This is a genomic window from Streptomyces corchorusii (assembly GCF_001514055.1).
In the GTDB taxonomy this organism is placed as follows: domain Bacteria; phylum Actinomycetota; class Actinomycetes; order Streptomycetales; family Streptomycetaceae; genus Streptomyces; species Streptomyces olivaceoviridis.
In genome coordinates this window covers 589,680-606,778 of sequence record NZ_KQ948351.1, presented here as the reverse complement: position 1 = coordinate 606,778, position 17,099 = coordinate 589,680, and the positions used below count along the sequence as shown (strand labels likewise).

The following is a 17,099-nucleotide window of genomic DNA, read 5'->3' as shown; positions in this document are numbered from 1 at the left end:
GGTCCGCCCCCGGGAGAGGGGATTGGCATGCGCAAGGCCGCCGGGAAGCGCAGGACCGCTCACAGCGCCAGGGCCGCCCGGCTCGGCGACACCGCCATAGCCGCCGTCACCGTGGTGGCCCTCGGCTCGGGCGTGTGGCTGCTGGGCGGCGGCACCGGCCCGCACGCCCCGCCGCAGCCGTCCGCCGCCGAGGGCCGCCCCGAACCGGGCGGTGCGCGGGTCGCGGCGCCCGGCCTCGCGCCGTCCCCGCCGCTGCGCATCCGCATCCCCGCGATCCGGGTGGACGCGCCCCTCACGGGCCTGGCCCTCACCCGCTCCGGCAGCCTGGACGCGCCGCCCGCCAAGGAGAAGAACCTGGCCGGCTGGTACGAGGCCGGCACCACGCCCGGCGAGACGGGCACCGCGATCGTCGCCGGCCATGTCGACAACACCGAGGGCCCCGCCGTCTTCTACGACCTCGGCGCGCTCAAGCGGGGCGCCCGCATCGAGGTGGACCGCCGGGACGGCACCGTGGCCGTGTTCACCGTGGACGCGGTGGAGGTGTACTCGGCCCGCGACTTCCCCGACGACAAGGTGTACGGCGCGGCGCCGCGCCCCGAACTCCGCGTCATCACCTGCGGCGGGGGCTACTCCAGGACCACCGGCTACCAGGGCAACGTGGTGGTGTTCGCCCATCTGACGGGCAGCCGCTGAGGGCTTCGGCCCCGGACGGCTCAGTGCGCCGCCGGTGCCCCGCCCAGGACGTGTCTCCTGCCCCAGCTGCCGAGCGGCTCCAGCGCCTCGTTCAGCTGGACACCGCTGTCGGTCAGCGCGTACTCCACGCGGGGCGGCACCTCGTCGTACTCCTCGCGGTGCACGACACCGTCGGCCTCCAGCTCGCGCAGCTGCGCGGCGAGCACCTTCTCCGTGACACCCGGCAGCTGCCGGCGCAGCTCACCGAAACGGCATGTGCCGCACTCGCCCAGCACCCACAGGATCGACACCTTCCACTTGCCGTCGATGATGTCCATCGCCGCGTCCGTCCCGCACACGTACGCCCCCGGCCGCCGTCCCACCGGCATGCTGTTCCCCCTTCGACCCGCACGCTTTCCCGCCGGTAACCACCCACTTGGAAGTACGTACTTCTGCGCGGCGGTTCCTCCGGGTGAGCCTAGTCGCCATGACCGACACCTCCCTTTCCTCCGCGCCCCCCACCCCTGTGACCCTGCTCGGCACCGGTGCGATGGGCACCGCGCTCGGGCGGGCCTGGCTCGCCGCCGGGCATCCGCTGACCGTGTGGAACCGCACGCCCGGGCGGACGGCCGCGCTGACCGCCGAGGGCGCGGTGGCGGCGGGCAGTGCGGCGGAGGCGGTGGCCGCGAACCGGCTCGTCGTGGCCTGTCTGCTGGACGACGCCTCGGTGGGCGCCGCCCTGGACTCCGCCGAGCTGGCCGGCCGGGACCTGGTGAACCTCACCACCGGCACCCCCGCCGACGCCCGCCGACGCGCCGCCTGGGCGGAGAAGCGGGGCGCCCGGTTCCTGGACGGCGGGATCATGGCCGTACCGCCGATGATCGGCGCGCCCGGCGCCTTCGTGCTCTACAGCGGCCACCCGGAGCTGTTCGAGGAGCACCGGGCCGCCCTCGCCGTCCCGGCCGGCACCGAGTACGTCGGCGCCGACTCCGGTCTCGCCGCGCTGCACGACGTGGCGCTGCTGAGCGGGATGTACGGCATGTTCGCGGGGATCAGCCACGCGTTCGCGCTGCTGCGCGGGACGGACGTGGCGCCCCGGGACTTCGCCGCGCTGCTCGTGCCCTGGCTGCACGCGATGGCCGCGACGGCGGAGCAGACGGCCGGACGGCTGGCGTCCGGCGACTACACCACCGGAGTCGTCTCCAACCTGGCGATGCAGGTCGCCGGCAGTGAGACGCTGCTGCGCACGGCCGAGGAACAGGGCGTGAGCGCCGAACTGCTCACCCCGTTCCTGCACCTGATGCGCGAGCGCCTGGCAGCGGGCCACGCCACCGAGGACACCACCGGCCTGGTGGACCTGCTGCGCACCCGCTGACCACCGCTTCCGCGACCGCCGGACCGCGGGCCCACGGTGCCGCTCCCCCGGTCCCGCGGGCCCTCACATCCGGGGGGCCGCCCCGCTGAGGGCAGCGTTCCTCCCGGGAAACAGACGTGATGCCACCGGGTAACGTCGGGGCCGCACGCTCGGGACATGACCTCGAATACGCGTGTGGTGGTGATCGGCGCCGGCCTCGCGGGCGTACGGCTCGCCCGGCGGCTCGGCGAGCTGGGCACGCCCGCGCTGCTCGTCGGCGAGGAGGAGCACGCGCCGTACAACCGGGTGCTGCTGGCCGAGGTCCTGGCCGGCCGGTACGCCCCGGAGGTGATCGCCCTCCCGCCGCCCGCCGGCCTGCTGCGCACCCGGGTCACCGGCATCGACCGGGCCGCCCGGACCCTCGCCTGCGCCGACGGCACGTCGATCGGATACGACGCGCTGGTGCTGGCCACCGGCTCCAACCCGGTGCTGCCGCCGCTGCGCGGCCTGTTCTCCCCCGGTCACCAGCTCCCCGAGGGCGTCCACGCGTTCCGCACCATGGACGACTGCCTGGGCCTCGCCAAGGCCGTGCGGCCCGGGGTGCGGGCGGTCGTCATCGGCGGCGGACTGCTCGGCGTCTCCGCGGCCCGCGCGCTCGCCGTGCGCGGCGCCCAGGTGGTGCTCGCGCAGCAGGCCGAGCGGCTCATGGAACGCCAGCTCGACCCGGACGCCTCCCGGCTGGTGCTGCGGCACCTGACCGAGCTGGGCGTCGAGGTGCACACCGAGTGCCGGGTGCGGGACGTTCGCTGCGTGGCCGGCGCGGTCCGCTCGGTGGAGCTGGCGGACGGGTACGCGCTCGACGCCGACCTCGTGGTCCTCGCCTGCGGGGTACGGCCCCGCACGGGTCTCGCCGAGCAGGCGGGCCTCGCCGTCCGCAAGGGCGTCCTCGTCGACGACGAGCTGCGCACCTCCGACCCGCGCATCCACGCCATCGGCGACTGCGCCCAGCACGACGGCACGGTCTACGGCCTGGCCGCCCCGGCCCTGGAACAGGCCGACGCGCTCGCCGGGCTGCTGGCGGGCGACGCCCGTGCCCGCTACACCGGCACCCGCTCGCTCACCCGGCTGACCCTCACCGGCCCCGACTCCCCCTTCGACCTCGCCGCGTTCGGCGAGACCGAGCCGCGCCCGGGCGACGACGTCGTGCGGATCGCCGACGCCACCCGCGGCACCTACCGCAAGGTCGTCGTCCGCGACGACCGCCTGGTCGGCGGGGTCCTCGTCGGCGAACTCGGCACCGTCGGCGCGCTCGCCCGCGCCTGGGAGACAGCGGAGCCGCTCCCCGACGACGGCCCCCTGCTCCACCTGCTCACCAACGATGGAGGCTCCTGAATGACCGCCACCCCGGGGGCCACCCCCACGATCGTGCTCGTCGGCCACGGCATGGTCGGCCAGCGCTTCCTCGAAGCGCTCGCCGAGCGCGGCCTGACCGCCACGCACCGCGTGGTCGTGCTGTGCGAGGAACCGCGCCCGGCGTACGACCGCGTCCAGCTCACCTCGTACTTCTCCGGCAGGACGCCCGAGGACCTCTCCCTGACCGACATGGGGTTCATCGAGGACCACGGCATCGAGCTGCGCCTCGGCGACCCGGCGGAGGCGATCGACCGCGAGGCGCGCACCGTGACCGCCCGCTCGGGTCTGGTCGTGGACTACGACGTCCTGGTCCTGGCCACCGGCTCCTACCCGTTCGTGCCGCCGGTGCCGAACAAGGACGCCACGGGCTGCTTCGTGTACCGCACCATCGAGGACCTGCTGGCGATCGAGGAGTACGCGAGGACCCGGGCGACGACGGGTGCCGTGGTCGGCGGCGGTCTGCTCGGCCTGGAGGCCGCCGGCGCGCTCAAGGGGCTCGGACTCGACGCGCACATCGTGGAGTTCGCGCCGCGCCTGATGCCGGTGCAGGTGGACGACGGCGGTGGCGCGGCCCTGCTGCGGACCATCCGGGACATGGGCCTGACCGTCCACACCGGTGTGGGCACCCAGGAGATCGTGACGGACGACTCCGGTGCCGTCACCGGCATGAAGCTGTCCGACGGCTCCGAACTCAGCACCGACATGGTGGTGTTCAGCGCCGGCGTCCGCCCCCGCGACCAGCTGGCCCGCGACGCGGGTCTCACCGTCGGCGAGCGCGGCGGCATCGCGGTGGACGAGCAGTGCCGGACCGTCTGCGACCCGCACGTGTTCGCGATCGGCGAGTGCGCGCTGGCCGCCGACGGCCGGGTCTACGGCCTGGTCGCACCCGGCTACGAGCAGGCGGAGACGGCCGCCGCGACCATCGCGGCCGACGAGGCCTCCTTCACCGGCGCCGACCTGTCCACCAAGCTCAAGCTGCTCGGTGTGGACGTGGCCTCCTTCGGCGACGCGCACGGCACCACCGAGAACTGCCTGGACGTCGTCTACTCCGACTCCCGCGCGGGCCTGTACAAGAAGCTAGTCATCGGCGCGGACGGCACGCTGCTCGGCGGCATCCTGGTCGGCGACGCGGAGGCGTACGGCACCCTGCGCGCGCTCACCGGCGCGGTGCCGCCCGTCTCCCCCGAGTCGCTCGTCCTGCCCGCCGCAGCGGGCTCGGGGGCTCAGCTCGGCCCGTCCGCGCTGCCGGACGAGGCGGTCGTCTGCTCCTGCCACAACGTCAGCAAGGGCACGATCCGCGGGGCGGTCACCGAGCACCGGTGCACCACCGTGCCCGAGGTCAAGAAGTGCACCAGGGCCGGTACCGGCTGCGGCAGTTGCGTGAAGGTGCTGGGCCAGCTGGTCGACGCCGAGCTGGAGGCGTCCGGCGTCGAGGTCGACAAGGGCCTGTGCGGCTGCTTCTCCCAGACCCGCGAGGAGCTGTACGAGATCGTCCTGGCCCTGCGCATCACGTCGTACCGGGAACTGCTGGACCGCCACGGCCGCGAGGGGGCCCGGGGCGGGGACGGCTGCGAGGTGTGCAAGCCGGCCGTCGGCTCGATCATCGCCTCCCTCGCCCCGGTGATCGGCGCGAGCGGCTACGTCCTGGAGGGCGAGCAGGCCGCGCTCCAGGACACCAACGACCACTTCCTCGCCAACCTCCAGAAGAACGGCTCGTACTCGGTGGTGCCGCGCATCCCCGGCGGGGAGATCGCGCCCGAGAAGCTGATCGTGATCGGCGAGATCGCCCGGGACTTCGGCCTCTACACGAAGATCACCGGCGGTCAGCGGATCGACATGTTCGGCGCCCGCGTCGAACAGCTCCCGCTGATCTGGGCCCGGCTGGTGGACGCCGGCTTCGAGTCCGGCCACGCCTACGGCAAGTCGCTGCGCACGGTGAAGTCCTGCGTGGGCTCCACCTGGTGCCGCTACGGCGTGCAGGACTCGGTCCGGATGGCGATCGACCTGGAGCTGCGCTACCGGGGCCTGAGGTCCCCGCACAAGCTGAAGTCGGCGGTGTCCGGGTGCGCCCGCGAGTGCGCGGAGGCCCAGTCCAAGGACTTCGGGGTGATCGCCACGTCCAACGGCTGGAACCTGTACGTCGGCGGCAACGGCGGCGCCACCCCGCGCCACGCCGACCTGCTGGCCCAGGACCTGTCCGACGCCGAACTGGTCCGGCTGATCGACCGGTTCCTCATGTTCTACATCCGTACGGCCGACCGTCTGGAGCGCACCAGCACCTGGCTGGAGCGCATCCCGGGGGGCCTGGAGCACGTACGGGACGTGGTGGTGCACGACTCGCTCGGCATCTGCGACGAGCTGGAGAAGCTGATGCGGGCGCACGTGGCGCACTACCGCGACGAGTGGGCGGAGACCGTCAACGACCCCGAGAAGCTGGCCCGGTTCGTGTCCTTCGTGAACGCCCCGGACACCCCGGACCCGGTCGTCTCCTTCGTCCCCGAGCGCGACCAGATCAAGCCCGACCTGCCGCTGCTGAACATCGGCCTGCGGCCCGCCGACGACGTCCTGGAAGGAAGCGCCCAGCGATGACCCTGGCAGTTGAGACGACCGACCTGAAGGTCCAGCTCCAGCTGGCGGACGGCTGGTTCACGGTCTGCGACCTGAGCCTGCTGCTCCCGGGCCGCGGAGTGGCGGCCCTGCTGCCGGACGGCCGCCAGGTGGCCCTCTTCCGCGACCGCGCGGACCGGCTGTACGCCGTCGACAACCGCGACCCCTTCACCGGCGCGGCCGTCCTCTCCCGCGGCCTGACCGGCACCCACCAGGGCCGCCCGTTCGTGGCGTCCCCGCTGCTGAAGCAGCGCTTCGACCTGGTCACCGGGGAGTGCCTGGACGACGCGTCGGTGCGGGTGGCCGCGTACGAGGTGCGGGCGCTGTAGCGGTGGCGGGGGACGGCGGGGCGCACGGACCGGGCCGCGGGCCGGGTCAGCTCAGGTCCGTGCGCAGCACGACCCGGCGGCCCCGCAGCTCCCCGTTCTCCATCCGCGCGTGCGCCTCGGCGGCGGCGCCCAGCGGGAGCACCTCCACGCTCCGGGGGCGCAGCAGGCCCTGCGCCAGCAGGTCGTTGACGGCGGTCGCGGCGGCGGCGAGTTCGACGGTCGTCGCGTGCGAGATGACGAAGCCCACGACGGAGCCGCCGTTCATGTACAGCGGTCCGGCGGGCAGCACGGGCCGGGTCCCGGCACCGGCGAACAGCACCACCCGGCCCCGGCGGGCGAGCAGGGCGACCGAGGTCTCCAGGTCGTTCACGCCCGCCGTGTCCAGATACACGTCGACACCGGCCGGCGCCGCCCGGCGGATCCTCCCGGTCAGCTCCGGGTCGCGGTAGTCGAACACCTCGGCCGCGCCCGACTCGGCGCAGTACCCGGCGTCCCGAGCGGCGGCCGTGGCGAGGACCCGGGCCCCGGCCCGCGCGGCGAACGCCACCAGGGCGCTGCCGACGTTGCCCGCGGCGCCCGCGACCAGCACGGTCTCGCCGAGGCGGAGCCGGCCGTGGACGAACAGGGCGAGGTACGCGGTGGCGGCCGGGTGGAGCGCGGCCACGGCGAGGTCCGGGTCGACGCCGTCGGGCAAGGGGTAGAGCCGGTCGGCCGCCACCACCGCCTGCTCGGCCGCCGCGCCCTGCCGCCCCTCGTGCCCGAGGCTGTCGCACCACACGCGGTCCCCGGCCCGGAAGCCGGTCACGCCGGGTCCCGCCCGCGCGACCGTCCCCACCAGGTCACGGCCGATGACGAACGGGAAGTCCACGGCCGTGCGGAAGACCCCCGACCGGACGTAGGCGTCTACCGGGTCCACGGCGGTGGCGAGCACGTCCACCAGGACGTCGGTCGGACCGGGGCGGGGCGCGGGCAGCTCGCCGTACCGGATGACGTCCGGGGGACCCAGTTCCTGGATGTACGCGGCACGCATGGCCTTCCATGCTGCCACCGGGGGCCGGACCGCGCGCGGGGCGTCCGGTGACCGACGCCGATTCTTGACCGAACGGTTCAGATGAACCTACGCTGCCCGCATGGCCAGGACCAAGGAATTCGACCCCGACGCAGCGCTCCAGTCGGCCCTGGAGCTGTTCTGGCGGCGCGGCTACGAGGCGACGTCGATGGCCGACCTGGTCGGGCACCTGGGCATCGGCAGGGCCAGCCTGTACGCCACCTTCGGCAGCAAGCACGAGCTGTACCTGCGGGCCCTGGACCGGTACGGGCGGACGCAGGACCCGGTGCTGACGCGCGAGCTGTCCCGGCCCGGCCCGGTGCTGCCGGCCGTGCGCGGGCTGGTCCGGCGGTTCGCCGCCGAGGCCACCGCCGAGGCGACCCGGGAGCAGGGCTGCCTGGTCACCAACACGGCGGTCGAACTGGCCCCGCACGACCGCGAGGCCGCCCGCCGGGTGGAGCGCAGCTGGGACACCGTCGAGACCCTGCTGCACTCCGCCCTCGTGCGCGCCCGGGCGCAGGGCGAACTGGCCGCGGACCGCGACCCGCTGGCCCTCGCGCGCATGCTGCTGGTCCTGCTCCAGGGCCTGCGGGTGGTCGGCAAGGCCTCGGCGGACCCGGCCAGGGTCCGGGACGCGGCGGAGCAGGCCCTGGCCCTGCTGGACGCCTGAACAGGACGACGCAGAACGCGCTTCCGTGGGGAGGCGCGTTTTTCTCGCCCTCCATACTGAACCAATCGGTCAAGAAAAGGGAACCTCACCATGACGCACCGCTTCACCGGCCGGACCGCCCTCGTCACCGGCGCCGGCTCCGGCATCGGCCGCGGGGTGGCCCTCGCCCTGGCCCGGGAGGGCGCCCGGGTCGTCGTCGCCGGCCGGCGCCGGGACCCGCTGGACGAGACCCTGGCGCTGATCGAGGCCGAGGGCGGCAAGGGGCTCGCCGTCACCGCCGACGTCTCCCGCGCCGACGACCTGCGGGCCCTGGTGGACGCCGCCGTGGACCGGTTCGGCTCGCTGGACGTGGCCGTGAACAACGCCGGGGTGCTCCAGGGCCGGGGGCGGTCCGTGGGCGACCTGCCCGAGGAGGAGTGGCGCCGGATGCTCGACATCAACGTCACCGGTGTCCTCCTCGCCCTCCAGGCCGAGATCGCGCGGATGCGCACCCAGCCGAGCGGCGGTGCCATCGTGAACATCGCCTCCCGGATCGGCGTGCACAGCCGGCTGCCCGGCACCGCCGGCTACGCCGTCAGCAAGGCGGCCGTCTCCGTCCTCACCCGCGCCGCCGCCCTGGACCACATCGCCGACGGCGTGCGCATCAACGCCGTCAGCCCCGGCCCCACCGCCACGGACATGTCGTTCCGGGACGGGGAGACCGAGGCCGGCCGGGAGGCGCGCATGCGCACCGAGGTGCCGCTCGGCCGGGTCTCCACCGTCGCCGAGGTGGCCGCCGCCGTGCTGTACCTGGCCTCGGACGACGCGGCCTCGGTGGTCGGCACCGACCTGGTGGTCGACGGCGGCGCCACGGCCTGAGCCCTGGCTGCCGTCAGTCGATCCCGGAGCGCTCCACCCCGGCCACGATCCAGCGCTGGAAGCACAGGAACACCAGGAGCAGCGGCAGGATCGACACGGCCGCCGCGACGAACAGCTCGTGCAGCCGCACGACCTGGGCGGTGGTGAACGAGGACAGGGCCACCTGCACCGTCCAGGCGCTCTGGTCCTGCCCGATCACCAGCGGCCACAGGAAGGAGTTCCACGCGCCGAGGAACACGATGGTCCCGACGGCCGCGAACACCGGACGGGCGTTGGGTACGACGACGAGCCAGTACGTCCGCCAGTACCCGAGCCCGTCCACCTGCGCCGCGTCCTCCAGCTCACGGGGGAAACCGAGGAAGTACTGCCGGAAGACGAAGCAGGCGAAGGCCGGGAACAGCGTCGGGACGATCAGCCCGCGCAGGGTGGAGATCCAGCCGAGGGACGACACCAGCACGAAGCTGGGCACGAAGGTGACGGCCGCCGGGACCAGCAGGGTGCCCAGGACGGCGTAGAAGACCTTGTTCGCGTGGCGGTAGGGGATGCGGGCGAGGCCGTAGCCGGCGAGGGAGGCGAGGAGCAGGGTGCCGAGGGTGGTGGCGACCGCGATCAGCGCGGAGTTGAGCAGGGACCGGGCGAAGGGCACGGACGGGTCGGCGAACAGCTCGCCGACGTTCCCCCAGCGCACCTGGCGGGGGAAGAAGGTCCACTCGGGGGAGGTGATGTCCTCCTCGCCGGCCAGCCCGTTGCGCACGAGCAGGTAGAAGGGGATCAGGAAGAGCAGGGCGAGCGCGATCAGCAGCACCAGCCGCAGCGCCCGCCCGGCCCGCACCAGGGCGTCATCCATCGGCGTCCGTCCTCCCCAGCCGCAGCCAGCGCGCCTGTCCCAGCGTGACGACGGCGATGACCAGCGCGAGGATCACCGCGCCCGCGCTGCCGAGCCCGAGGTTCTGCCCCTGCCCGAGCGCGGTGTAATAGAGGTAGACCAGCGGCGGCCGGGCGTAGGGCGGATAGCCCCGGGCGTCGGACAGCAGGTTGTAGAACTCGTCGAAGGCCTGGAAGGCGTTGATGACGAGCAGCAGCACCACCGCGACCGAGGTGGCCCTCAGCTGGGGCAGCGTGATGTGCCGCAGCACCGTCCAGCCGGGCCGGGCCCCGTCCACGGCCGCCGCCTCGTACAGCGCCGGGTCGATCCGCTGGAGCCCGGCGAGGAACAGGATCATGTAGAACCCGGCCTGGAGCCACAGCCGTACAGTGACGATGACCAGCCAGTACCAGGGCGGATCGGTGGTGGAAAGCCAGGCGACGGGGTCGCCGCCGAACCACCCCAGCACGCTGTTGGCCAGCCCGAACCGGACCCCGCTGAAGAGCGACATTTTCCAGATGAGCGCGGCCACGACATAACTGCACGCGGCCGGCAGGAAGAACACGGACCGGAAGAAGGCCCGGGCGGTCCTGAGGCGGTTGACCATCAGGGCGAGGGAGAGGGAGAAGACGTAGGTGACGGGCACGATGAAGGCCGTGAAGACGAGGAACGTCTTCAGGCTGTCCACGAACGCCCGGTCCCGCAGCATGGCCGTGTAGTTGTCCAGCCCCACGAAGCGCGTGGGCGTGACCGTGTTGTGCGCGTCGAAGAAGCTCAGCGTCACGCTCCACAGCAGCGGGACGTACGTGAACAGCGCGAGCCCGAGCGCGAACGGCCCCACGAACACCCAGAACCACAGCGCCCCGCGCCGCCTCACGACGTCTTCTTCACACGGTCGAGTTCGGCCGACACCTTCCGTACGACGGCCCGCAGTTCCCGCTCCGGACCGGCCCCGTCCTTGATGATCCGGCTGAGCGCGTCCTGGTAGGCGGTCTGGCTCGCCGGGGTCCACAGCAGCGGCTGGGCGTAGCCGTGGTCGGTGGTGAAGCGGACGGCGTCGGCGGCGGGACCGTCCCTGAGCGCGGTGGCCTTCTCGGCGAGGGAGATCCGGGCGGGGATGTGGAACCCGTAGGAGAGCGCGAAGTCCTCCTGGTAGTCGGTGCGTTCGACCCAGAGCCACTTCACGTACTGTTCGGCCAGCTCCTTGTGCCGGCTGCGGGCGCTGACGGCGGCGCCGTACGCCCCGACGGGCACGGAAGGCCGCCCCTGGCTCCCGTCCCGCGGGAAGGGCAGCACCCCGAAATCGTCACCGAGTTCCTCGCGGACCCGCGGCAGCGCCCACAGCCCGGTCCACTGCATCGCGGTCAGCCCCTGTACGAAGGCGGACGGGTCCGACCAGTCGCTGGGCGCGCCCAGGAGGAGGGACTTGTCGGCGTACAGCCGGTGCAGCTTGCCGAGGGTGCGGGCGGCGGCGGGATCGTCGAAGCCGACCTTGCCGTCGTCGCCGACGAACCGGAATCCGGCCGCGTAGAGGGGGGTGCCCCCGAGCACGCCCGCTCCCCCGTCGTTCCCGAGGAAGAGCCCCTTCACCTTGCCGCTGGTGAGCCGGTGCGCGGCGTCCACCAGGGCGTCGAGGGTGGTGGGCGGCTCGACACCGGCGTCCTCCAGCAGGCTCTTGCGGTAGTAGAGCATCTGCATGTCGATGACCTGCGGAATGGCGTACACCCTGCCGTCGTGGGTCTTCGGCGTGAGCACGGCCGGATTGAAGTCGTCCTTCACCTCCGCCACCAGCTCGGTGAGGTCGAGCACCTGCCCGCCCCGGATCTGGTCGAGGGTGGGCCCGTTGACCTCGAAGACATCGGGCCCGGAGTCGGTGAGCAGCGCGGCGGCGGTCTGCTGGTCGTAGTTCCCCGGCCGCCACTGCACCGAGACGCGCGCCTTCTTGAAGCCGGCGGCGTACCGCCGCACGGCCCGCTCGGTGCCGGGCTCACCGTACTGGTGGTACCACTGCGCCAGCTCCGGACCCGAACCGCCGCCGCCCCGGCCGGTGTTGGACCCACAGGCCGTGAGCACCCCGGCAGCCACCCCTGCGGTCAGCAGATCCCTACGCCTGATCGTCATCGCGCCCCCTGACGTCCGTCGCCGATGCACGGCCCAACGATCAACCATGCCCGCCGATTACGAAAGACGAGTTGCGGCCGTGTGTCACCGATGCCGGCCGGGCCCGGACGCCGGCAGGTCCGCGAGGTCCCACAGCCGGGCGGTCCCGCTTTCGTCGGACGCCACCAGGAGACGTCCGTCCGGGCTGAAGCTGATCTTCGACACGTCGTCTTCGCAGCCTTCGAGCAGGGCGATCTCCTCACGCAGACGCATGTCCCACAGGCGCACGGTCCGGTCGCGGCCCCCGACGGCGAGGAGAGAGTCGTCCGCGCTGAACGCCATCGCCTCCAGCGCGTCCTCGTCCTCGCCCAGGAGAGGGTGGCCCGTGCGCAGGACGGCGATCCTCTCGGCCTGGTCCACGTCCCAGATCTAGATGTCCGGGCTGTGGCCCACGGCGGCCATCAGGCTGCCGTCGGAGGTGAAGGCGAAGCGGGACAGCACCGCACCGTGACTTTCCGTGGCGATCCGCTGGGACCGGTCGCCGATGTGGAGGTTCCAGAAAGTGGGGGCAGTCCGGCCGCACACCACCGCACAGAGGGGCGACACCCCCCGCACTGGGGTGCCGCCCCTCCTCTTTCGTGCGCCGGGGCCGCCGCCGATCGGTGAGGGTCGGGGACCGACGGCGGCTCCGGGGACCGGGGGGGTCAGCGGTGGTCGCTGCCCGCCGACTGGGTGGCCGCGCGGCCCGCCTCCAGGCGGGCGACCGGGATGCGGAACGGGGAGCAGGAGACGTAGTCCAGGCCGGCCTCGTGGAAGAAGTGGACCGACTCCGGGTCACCGCCGTGCTCGCCGCAGACGCCGAGCTTGAGGTCGGGACGGGTCCGGCGGCCCGCCTCGGCCGCCGCCTTCACCAGGGAGCCGACGCCGTCCTTGTCGATCGTCTCGAACGGGCTGACCCCGAAGATGCCCTTCTCCAGGTACGCCGTGAAGAACGACGCCTCCACATCGTCCCGGCTGAAGCCCCACACCGTCTGGGTCAGGTCGTTCGTGCCGAAGGAGAAGAACTCCGCCGCCTCCGCGATCTGACCGGCGGTGAGGGCCGCTCGCGGCAGCTCGATCATCGTGCCGATCGCCAGCTTCAGCTGCGTACCGGTCGCCGCCTCGACCTCGGCGATGACCCGGTCCGCCTCCTCGCGGACGATCTCCAGCTCCTGGACCGTACCGACCAGCGGGATCATGATCTCGGCGCGCGGGTCGCCCTTGGCCGTCCTGCGCTCGGCCGCCGCTTCCGCGATCGCGCGGACCTGCATGGTGAACAGGCCGGGGATGACCAGGCCCAGGCGTACGCCGCGCAGGCCCAGCATCGGGTTCTGCTCGTGCAGGCGGTGCACGGCCTGGAGCAGGCGCAGCTCGTTCTCGTGCGGCTCCTGGCGGGACTCCGCCAGGGCCACGCGGACGGAGAGCTCCGTGATGTCCGGGAGGAACTCGTGCAGCGGCGGGTCCAGCAGACGGATCGTCACCGGGAGGCCGTCCATCGCCTCGAAGAGTTCGACGAAGTCCTGCTTCTGCAAGGGCAGCAGGGCCTTCAGGGACTCCTCGCGCTCCTCCTGCGTGTCGGCCAGGATGAGGCGTTCGACCAGCTCACGGCGGTCGCCGAGGAACATGTGCTCCGTGCGGCACAGGCCGATGCCCTGGGCGCCGAAGCGGCGCGCCCGCAGCGCGTCCTCGGCGTTGTCCGCGTTGGCGCGCACCCGCAGCCGGCGCTTGCGGTCGGCGAAGGCCATCATGCGGTGGACCGCCTCGACCAGCTCGTCGGCGTCGTCGGCGCCCGGGTGCATGCGGCCCTCGAAGTACTCCACGACGGGAGAGGGGACGACCGGGACCTCGCCCAGGTAGACCTTGCCGGACGAGCCGTCGATGGAGATCAGGTCGCCCTCCTCCACGACGTGTCCGCCGGGGACCGTCATACGGCGGCGCTTGGTGTCGACCTCCAGCTCCTCGGCGCCGCAGACACAGGTCTTGCCCATGCCGCGGGCGACCACGGCCGCGTGGGAGGTCTTGCCGCCGCGGGAGGTGAGGATGCCCTCGGCCGCGATCATGCCGTCCAGGTCGTCGGGGTTGGTCTCCCGGCGGACCAGGATCACCTTCTCGCCCGAGCGGGACCACTTCACCGCCGTGTACGAGTCGAAGACCGCCTTGCCGACCGCCGCGCCCGGCGAGGCCGCGATGCCCCGCGCGACCTGCTCGACCTTCGCCTGCTCGTCGAAGCGCGGGAACATCAGCTGGGCGAGCTGGGCGCCGGTGACGCGCTGGAGCGCCTCCGTCTCGTCGATGAGGCCCTGGTCCACCAGCTGGGTGGCGATGCGGAAGGCCGCGCCCGCCGTGCGCTTGCCGACGCGCGTCTGGAGCATCCAGAGCCGGCCGCGCTCGATGGTGAACTCGATGTCGCAGAGGTCCTTGTAGTGGTTCTCCAGGGTCTCCATGATCCGCATGAGCTGGTCGTACGACGTCTTGTCGATCCGCTCCAGCTCGGCGAGCGGCACGGTGTTGCGGATGCCCGCGACCACGTCCTCGCCCTGGGCGTTCTGGAGGTAGTCGCCGTAGACGCCCTGGTGGCCGGAGGCGGGGTCGCGGGTGAAGGCGACACCGGTGCCGGAGTCGGGGCCCAGGTTGCCGAAGACCATCGAGCAGACGTTGACGGCCGTGCCCAGGTCGTGCGGGATGCGCTCCTGACGGCGGTACAGCTTGGCGCGGTCGCCGTTCCAGGAGTCGAAGACCGCCTTGATGGCGAGGTCCATCTGCTCGCGCGGGTCCTGCGGGAAGTCCCGGCCGGCCTCCTTCTTGACGATCTTCTTGAAGGTGGTGACCAGCTTCTTCAGGTCCGCGGCCTCCAGGTCGGTGTCGACCGTGACCTTCTTGGCGGCCTTCGCCTTGTCCAGGGCCTCCTCGAAGAGGTCGCCGTCGACGCCGAGGACGGTCTTGCCGAACATCTGGACGAGGCGGCGGTAGGAGTCCCAGGCGAACCGCTCGTCGCCGGCCTGGGCCGCCAGGCCCTGCACCGACTTGTCCGACAGACCGATGTTCAGGACCGTGTCCATCATGCCGGGCATGGAGAACTTGGCGCCGGAGCGGACGGAGACCAGCAGCGGGTCGTCGGTCTGGCCGAGCTTCTTGCCCATCTTCGCTTCGAGGGCTTCGAGGTGCGCACTCACCTCGTCCCGCAGGTCCGCGGGCTCCTCGCCGCTCTCCAGGTAGACCTTGCAGGCCTCCGTGGTGATCGTGAAGCCGGGAGGGACCGGGAGACCCAGGTTGGTCATCTCGGCGAGATTGGCACCCTTGCCGCCGAGCAGGTCCTTGAGGTCCTTGTTGCCCTCGGTGAAGTCGTAAACGAACTTCGCTGCCTGGGGTTCTTTGTTTTCCGACACGGGTCTCGACTCCTTGAGGCCACGGTGGCTGCCCTGATGGCCAGGAACATACCCAGATCGAAGGTGCCTGGGTACGTCCACTTGCGCGTCATGCGCCTGTAACCACTCGTCCGCCAGCGGATCGAAAGTCAAGGCTTGGCAAGCGAAGCCAGCCGTATGTTTTCACTTCTTGAAGACGGCAGTGCCCACAGGTGCAGTTTTCCGCTCAGATGAGCGGGTCCCGGCACGACTGATTTCGATCGATGAACGATCAAGGGGTGGCACCGAGTGCCACCCCTTGAGGAAGTGCAGCCGTGCATGATCCGCTCATCTGAGCGCAGCCCTTATCAAGGGTGGCGAGAATCACGCTGCCACAGACCGCTCCGTTTCACCATGCGGACCGCTCCGCGGACGCCCGTCGGCGCTGGAAACACCGCTGTCACACACCCATCTCCGACAGCCGCTGCTCCACCCGGTCCGGCGCGTACAGGTGCTCGACCACCAGCGCGCCGGCGCCGATCAGCCCGGCCCGGTCGCCGAGCCGCGAGGTGACGACGTCCAGGTGGGCCGTGGAGCGGGGCAGCGCCCGCTGGTAGAGCAGCTCGCGCACGCCGGTCAGGAAGGGCGTTCCGGCCAGATCGCCCGCGATCATCAGCACGCCCGGATTGAGCAGGGTCACGACCGTCGCCAGTACGTCCCCGACCTGCCGCCCGGCCTCCCGGGCCAGCGCGGCGGCCTCCGGGTGCCCGGCGGCCAGCAGGTCCCGCACGTCCGAACCGGAGGCGGCCGGCACCCCGGACGCGGCCAGCCGGCGGGCCACGGCGCCCCCGCTCGCGACCGCCGCGAGACAGCCGTACGAGCCGCACCGGCACAGCGCCTCGGCGCCGACCCGGATGTGCCCGATGTCGCCGGCGCCGCCGTCGACGCCCCGGTAGATCGAGCCGTCCACGACCACCCCGGCCCCGATGCCGGTGGACACCTTGACCAGCACGAAGGCCGTGCAGCCAGGGTGTCCGGTGCGCTGTTCGCCGTACGCCATGAGGTTGGCGTCGTTGTCGACCAGGACCGGGACCGCGGGGGCCCCGGTGCGGTCGGTGAGGGCTCGGGAGAGCCGGCCCCGTATGTCGTAGCCGTCCCAGCCGGGCATGATCGGCGGCTGGACCACCCGGCCGGTCTCGCTGTCCACCGGGCCCGGCACCGCCAGCCCGATCCCGCACACCTCCCCGGCGCGGCGCCCCGCCTTGGCCAGCAGCCCGGCGAACCAGTGGCCCAGCTCGCCCAGCACGGCGTCGGGGCCGTCCTCGACCACCAGCGTGCCGGCCTGCTCGGCGAGGATCTCGCCGGTCAGGGTGAGGACGGCCGCGCGGGCGTGCCGGGTGTCCAGGTCGGCAGCGAGGACCACCGCGTGGGAGTCGTCGAACTCCAGGGTGACGGAGGGGCGCCCGCCGAGCGGCGAGCCGACCGGGCCGCCGGCGCCCTCGCGCAGCCAGCCCGCCCGGAACAGCCGGTCCAGGCGCTGGCCGACGGTGGCCCGGGACAGTCCGGTCGCCTGCTGGAGCGCGCCGCGCGTCACGGCCCGCCCGCTGCGCACCAGTTCGAGCAGATCGCCGGCACCCGCCTGGCTCCCGCTCTTGCCGGTCCTCCCCGGACGTCCGGTCATGCGCACCCCCTTGTGCTTCTCCAGTCTGCATTACATATTGAGTTTTGCGTGTTAAATAGACGTAACCCTACGGTGGCCGGGGCAGAACCGCGTCGGCCGGACGTCTTCGGGGAGCCCCG

General features: G+C 72.6%; 16 protein-coding genes. 7 read left to right on the top strand and 9 right to left on the bottom strand.

Annotated features, from left to right (window positions below; translation table 11 throughout):
- Positions 1 to 27: 27 nt before the first annotated feature.
- Positions 28 to 693 carry a class F sortase gene (locus AQJ11_RS02630; RefSeq protein WP_059261661.1) on the top strand — a complete coding sequence of 222 codons (666 nt, stop codon included), beginning with the start codon at positions 28 to 30 and terminating at the stop codon, positions 691 to 693.
- Between the two features lie 20 nt (positions 694 to 713).
- Here the strand turns inward: AQJ11_RS02630 and AQJ11_RS02625 are convergent, their stop codons facing one another.
- Complete coding sequence (locus AQJ11_RS02625; protein WP_014672559.1) at positions 714 to 1,061, bottom strand: winged helix-turn-helix transcriptional regulator; 348 nt, start codon at positions 1,059 to 1,061, stop codon at positions 714 to 716.
- A gap of 98 nt (positions 1,062 to 1,159) precedes the next feature.
- On the opposite strand from AQJ11_RS02625, the gene AQJ11_RS02620 reads away from it, so the two are divergent.
- From AQJ11_RS02620 to nirD, 4 genes are all read left to right on the top strand, one after another.
- Positions 1,160 to 2,047, top strand: coding sequence for an NAD(P)-dependent oxidoreductase (locus AQJ11_RS02620; RefSeq protein ID WP_059261660.1), 888 nt, complete (start codon positions 1,160 to 1,162; stop codon positions 2,045 to 2,047).
- A gap of 156 nt (positions 2,048 to 2,203) precedes the next feature.
- Positions 2,204 to 3,418 carry an NAD(P)/FAD-dependent oxidoreductase gene (locus AQJ11_RS02615; protein WP_041665154.1) on the top strand — a complete coding sequence of 405 codons (1,215 nt, stop codon included), beginning with the start codon at positions 2,204 to 2,206 and terminating at the stop codon, positions 3,416 to 3,418.
- Complete coding sequence (gene nirB / locus AQJ11_RS02610) at positions 3,419 to 6,028, top strand: nitrite reductase large subunit NirB (protein ID WP_059261659.1); 2,610 nt, start codon at positions 3,419 to 3,421, stop codon at positions 6,026 to 6,028.
- Positions 6,025 to 6,375 carry a nitrite reductase small subunit NirD gene (gene nirD / locus AQJ11_RS02605; RefSeq protein WP_058080445.1) on the top strand — a complete coding sequence of 117 codons (351 nt, stop codon included), beginning with the start codon at positions 6,025 to 6,027 and terminating at the stop codon, positions 6,373 to 6,375. Before nirB ends, nirD begins: the two co-directional genes overlap by 4 nt.
- Positions 6,376 to 6,421: 46 nt before the next feature.
- On the opposite strand, the gene AQJ11_RS02600 is transcribed toward nirD, so the two are convergent.
- On the bottom strand, positions 6,422 to 7,405 hold the full coding sequence (locus AQJ11_RS02600) for an NADPH:quinone reductase (protein ID WP_058080446.1): 984 nt from the start codon (positions 7,403 to 7,405) through the stop codon (positions 6,422 to 6,424).
- A 100-nt stretch (positions 7,406 to 7,505) separates the two neighbouring features.
- On the opposite strand from AQJ11_RS02600, the gene AQJ11_RS02595 reads away from it, so the two are divergent.
- Together AQJ11_RS02595 and AQJ11_RS02590 are read left to right on the top strand one after the other, a co-directional pair.
- The gene (locus AQJ11_RS02595; protein WP_059261658.1) at positions 7,506 to 8,093 is read left to right on the top strand and encodes a TetR/AcrR family transcriptional regulator; all 588 of its coding nucleotides are present in this window, start codon (positions 7,506 to 7,508) and stop codon (positions 8,091 to 8,093) included.
- Positions 8,094 to 8,183: 90 nt separating this feature from the next.
- Positions 8,184 to 8,951 carry an SDR family NAD(P)-dependent oxidoreductase gene (locus AQJ11_RS02590; RefSeq protein ID WP_014672566.1) on the top strand — a complete coding sequence of 256 codons (768 nt, stop codon included), beginning with the start codon at positions 8,184 to 8,186 and terminating at the stop codon, positions 8,949 to 8,951.
- A 13-nt stretch (positions 8,952 to 8,964) separates the two neighbouring features.
- On the opposite strand, the gene AQJ11_RS02585 is transcribed toward AQJ11_RS02590, so the two are convergent.
- The 7 genes from AQJ11_RS02585 to AQJ11_RS02560 all read right to left on the bottom strand — a co-directional run bounded on the left by AQJ11_RS02585 (position 8,965) and on the right by AQJ11_RS02560 (position 16,980).
- Complete coding sequence (locus AQJ11_RS02585) at positions 8,965 to 9,798, bottom strand: carbohydrate ABC transporter permease (RefSeq protein WP_014672567.1); 834 nt, start codon at positions 9,796 to 9,798, stop codon at positions 8,965 to 8,967.
- Positions 9,791 to 10,693, bottom strand: a complete 903-nt coding sequence (locus AQJ11_RS02580; RefSeq protein ID WP_059261657.1) for a carbohydrate ABC transporter permease — start codon at positions 10,691 to 10,693, stop codon at positions 9,791 to 9,793. Before AQJ11_RS02580 ends, AQJ11_RS02585 begins: the two co-directional genes overlap by 8 nt.
- Complete coding sequence (locus AQJ11_RS02575; RefSeq protein ID WP_175252143.1) at positions 10,690 to 11,937, bottom strand: ABC transporter substrate-binding protein; 1,248 nt, start codon at positions 11,935 to 11,937, stop codon at positions 10,690 to 10,692. Before AQJ11_RS02575 ends, AQJ11_RS02580 begins: the two co-directional genes overlap by 4 nt.
- 84 nt (positions 11,938 to 12,021) lie before the next feature.
- Positions 12,022 to 12,336, bottom strand: coding sequence for a WD40 repeat domain-containing protein (locus AQJ11_RS02570; protein ID WP_059261656.1), 315 nt, complete (start codon positions 12,334 to 12,336; stop codon positions 12,022 to 12,024).
- 9 nt (positions 12,337 to 12,345) lie between these two features.
- On the bottom strand, positions 12,346 to 12,522 hold the full coding sequence (locus tag AQJ11_RS49055) for a hypothetical protein (protein ID WP_159061621.1): 177 nt from the start codon (positions 12,520 to 12,522) through the stop codon (positions 12,346 to 12,348).
- A gap of 98 nt (positions 12,523 to 12,620) precedes the next feature.
- A complete protein-coding gene (gene ppdK, locus AQJ11_RS02565) occupies positions 12,621 to 15,341 on the bottom strand; it encodes a pyruvate, phosphate dikinase (protein ID WP_014672572.1) in 2,721 nt (906 codons plus the stop codon).
- A 418-nt stretch (positions 15,342 to 15,759) separates the two neighbouring features.
- Positions 15,760 to 16,980 carry an ROK family protein gene (locus tag AQJ11_RS02560; RefSeq protein WP_175252144.1) on the bottom strand — a complete coding sequence of 407 codons (1,221 nt, stop codon included), beginning with the start codon at positions 16,978 to 16,980 and terminating at the stop codon, positions 15,760 to 15,762.
- Positions 16,981 to 17,099 lie beyond the last annotated feature (119 nt).